This is a genomic window from Streptomyces capoamus, assembly GCF_014654935.1.
Lineage (GTDB): Bacteria > Actinomycetota > Actinomycetes > Streptomycetales > Streptomycetaceae > Streptomyces > Streptomyces capoamus.
In genome coordinates this window covers 149,696-152,104 of the sequence record NZ_BNBF01000010.1, presented here as the reverse complement: position 1 = coordinate 152,104, position 2,409 = coordinate 149,696, and the positions used below count along the sequence as shown (strand labels likewise).

Below are 2,409 nucleotides of genomic sequence, written 5' to 3'. Positions count from 1 at the left end.
CCTGGCCCAGCTCTCCGACATCGGCGACGAACACCGCGCCGCCCACTTCGCCTGCGCGGCGGCGCTCGCCCTGCCCGACGGCACGGAACGGGTGGTGGAGGGCCGACTGCCCGGCACCCTGCGGCACACCCCCGCCGGCACGAACGGCTTCGGCTACGACCCGATCCTCCAGCCGGACGGCGAGACGCGCACGTGCGCGGAACTGACTCCCGAGGAGAAGAACGCGATCAGCCACCGGGGCAAGGCGTTCCGGGCGCTGGTGCCGGTGGTGCGGGAGCTGCTGGGCTGAGTGTGCGGGCGGCCTGCACACCTTCAGATCGAAGGCGTGCAGGCCGCTTCCCCTGTGGGCCCGGTGGGACTCGAACCCACGACACACCGGACCTAAACCGGCGCCCTCTTGGCCAGCTGGGGTACGGGCCCTCAGCGGTGCCTACTCTACTGGGCGCCGCTCGCCACTCGCCGACCACCTCTGCACCAGGTACGCGTGATCGCATGGCAGTTGGGGCACAGCAGTCGCAGGTTCTCCCGCCTGTTGTCACGCCAGTCGCCGTCGATGTGGTCGATCTCCAGCGTCATCGGCTTCCCGCGCCACTCGGGGCCGACCCCGCACCTGGCGCACTGCTCGGGAACGCCCACTGCGCGGAGCGCGCGCCGGAGGCGTTCGGTCGCGATCCGGTGTCCGCACTCGCGCTGCACCAGGACGGCTTCCGGCCTCTTGGCATTCGTACCCGGCTTCCCTCGCCGATGTGCCTGACCGAGGAAGTGCGCGGTGTCGAGACCGTCCTCGGCGATCCACTTGCCGAGCATCGCGCGCTGACCGCCGTTGTTCGGACGACCGAGGCGACGAAGCACCTCGGTGACGGAAACCGACTCCTCGACCACCGTCCGCAGCTCCTCCGCCGCGGGCCGCGCCTGCCTGCCGACGGGCGCGAAGTGCGAGATGTCGATGCCGAAGTGGGCGAACCGCTTCACGAGGTACCCGCGCAGGTGGCCGTACGGCCGGGTGCCGAGGAAGGCGATGACCTCGTCCAGATCGGAGCACTGCATCGCGGCCTGGGCCAACCGCTCGCGCGTGTACCGCGCTCCACCGCTCACCTGATACCTGCCCGGGGACGACTCTTGCCACGCCCTCGATAGGTGTCGGTGGTCGAATGGCAGTTGGGGCAGAGGAACCGCAGGTTCTCGACGCGGTTGTTCCGCCAGTTGCCGTCGACGTGGTCGACTTCGAGGGGGAGTCGCTCGCCGAGCCACACCGGCTCCATGCCGCACAAGGCGCAGCGCTCCGGCACGCCCAGCTCGCCCATGGCCCTCCTGAGCCGCCGGCTCGGAATGCGCCGAGCGTGCGCCGACGTGTTCTCGACGAGAATCTCCACGGCGGTCCGGCGTCGCTGGTTGTGCCTCATCCGCTCGGTCCGCGTCCCGGGTGTGAAGTGCGAGGTGTCCAGGCCGTACGTCTTGATCCGCCGTGCGATGTTGGCCTGGTGACCGCCCACGGAGTCGAGTCCGAGTCGACGCACGACCTCATTGACGCTGCTGGACACCGCGACGACGGGCTCAAGGAGCTCGCGCGTCCACTTCACCCCCTCGCGTTCGAAGTGCGACGTGTCGATCCCGAGCTTCTTCATCCGCCGCCTGATGTAGTCCCGTTTCGAACTCCGCGGATCCACCCCCAGCCTCTCCAGTGCCTCCGACAGTGTTCTCGCGTTCCGAGCCGCCTCTTGCAGCCGCTCCTCGGTGTATGCGCCGGTCCCCATCGAGCCCCTCCGTCCTGGGCAGGTGTTCCTTGCCCGTACGGAGTAACGAACCGGTTATCGGACAGTCACGCCCGGTATCACGGAAACGGCCCGCGCCGGGGGTGCCGGTGCGGGCCGCTGCCGTGGTGAGGGGGCCGGGTCAGATGCCCAGGTCCTTGATGATCTTGGCTACGTGGCCGGTGGCGCGGACGTTGTACAGGGCGCGCTCCACCTTGCCCTCCTCGTCCACGACGATCGTGGAGCGGATGACGCCCAGGTAGGTCTTGCCGTAGTTCTTCTTCTCGCCGTACGCGCCGTAGGCTTCGGTGACCTTCTTGTCGGGGTCGGCGAGGAGGGTGATCCTCAGGGACTCCTTCTCGCGGAACTTCGCCAGCTTCTCCGGGGCGTCGGGGGAGATGCCGATGACGTCGTAGCCGGCGCCGGCCAGGAGTTCCAGGTTGTCCGTGAAGTCGCAGGCCTGCTTGGTGCAGCCGGGGGTAAGCGCGGCCGGGTAGAAGTAGACGATGACCTTGCGGCCCTTGTGGTCGGCCAGGGACACGTCGGTGCCGTCGGCGTCGGGGAGGGTGAAGGCGGGGGCCACGTCCCCCGGCTGGAGTCGCTCGCTCATCGGGCCAGCGTAACCGGGGGGCCTTGCGGTGCGGCGCGGCCCGGAGCT

Annotated in this window: 4 protein-coding genes and 1 tRNA gene; 1 reads left to right on the top strand and 4 read right to left on the bottom strand. The window is 69.4% G+C overall.

Translation table 11 applies throughout. From position 1 onward, the window contains the following. Window positions 1–289: non-canonical purine NTP pyrophosphatase (locus IE312_RS40640; RefSeq protein ID WP_306419765.1), on the top strand; the 289-nt coding region annotated here is incomplete at its 5' end. A 55-nt stretch (window positions 290–344) separates the two neighbouring features. Here IE312_RS40640 and IE312_RS17930 read toward each other — a convergent pair. From IE312_RS17930 to bcp, 4 genes are all read right to left on the bottom strand, one after another. Then, window positions 345–420, bottom strand: a tRNA-Leu gene (locus tag IE312_RS17930). A gap of 15 nt (window positions 421–435) precedes the next feature. Beyond that, the gene (locus IE312_RS17925) at window positions 436–1,095 is read right to left on the bottom strand and encodes an HNH endonuclease signature motif containing protein (RefSeq protein WP_229900004.1); all 660 of its coding nucleotides are present in this window, start codon (window positions 1,093–1,095) and stop codon (window positions 436–438) included. Further along, window positions 1,092–1,754: an HNH endonuclease signature motif containing protein gene (locus IE312_RS17920; RefSeq protein ID WP_189982952.1), complete on the bottom strand. Its 663-nt coding sequence runs from the start codon at window positions 1,752–1,754 to the stop codon at window positions 1,092–1,094. The genes IE312_RS17925 and IE312_RS17920 overlap by 4 nt, the downstream gene beginning before the upstream one ends. Before the next feature lie 139 nt (window positions 1,755–1,893). Further along, on the bottom strand, window positions 1,894–2,361 hold the full coding sequence (gene bcp / locus IE312_RS17915; RefSeq protein WP_189982950.1) for a thioredoxin-dependent thiol peroxidase: 468 nt from the start codon (window positions 2,359–2,361) through the stop codon (window positions 1,894–1,896). Window positions 2,362–2,409 lie beyond the last annotated feature (48 nt).

What these genes read in the sequence shown, in the direction of transcription:
- bcp (WP_189982950.1), bottom strand. Translation starts at nt 2,361, where the DNA reads ATGAGCGAGCGACTCCAGCCGGGGGACGTGGCCCCCGCCTTCACCCTC.
- IE312_RS17920 (WP_189982952.1), bottom strand. Translation starts at nt 1,754, where the DNA reads ATGGGGACCGGCGCATACACCGAGGAGCGGCTGCAAGAGGCGGCTCGG.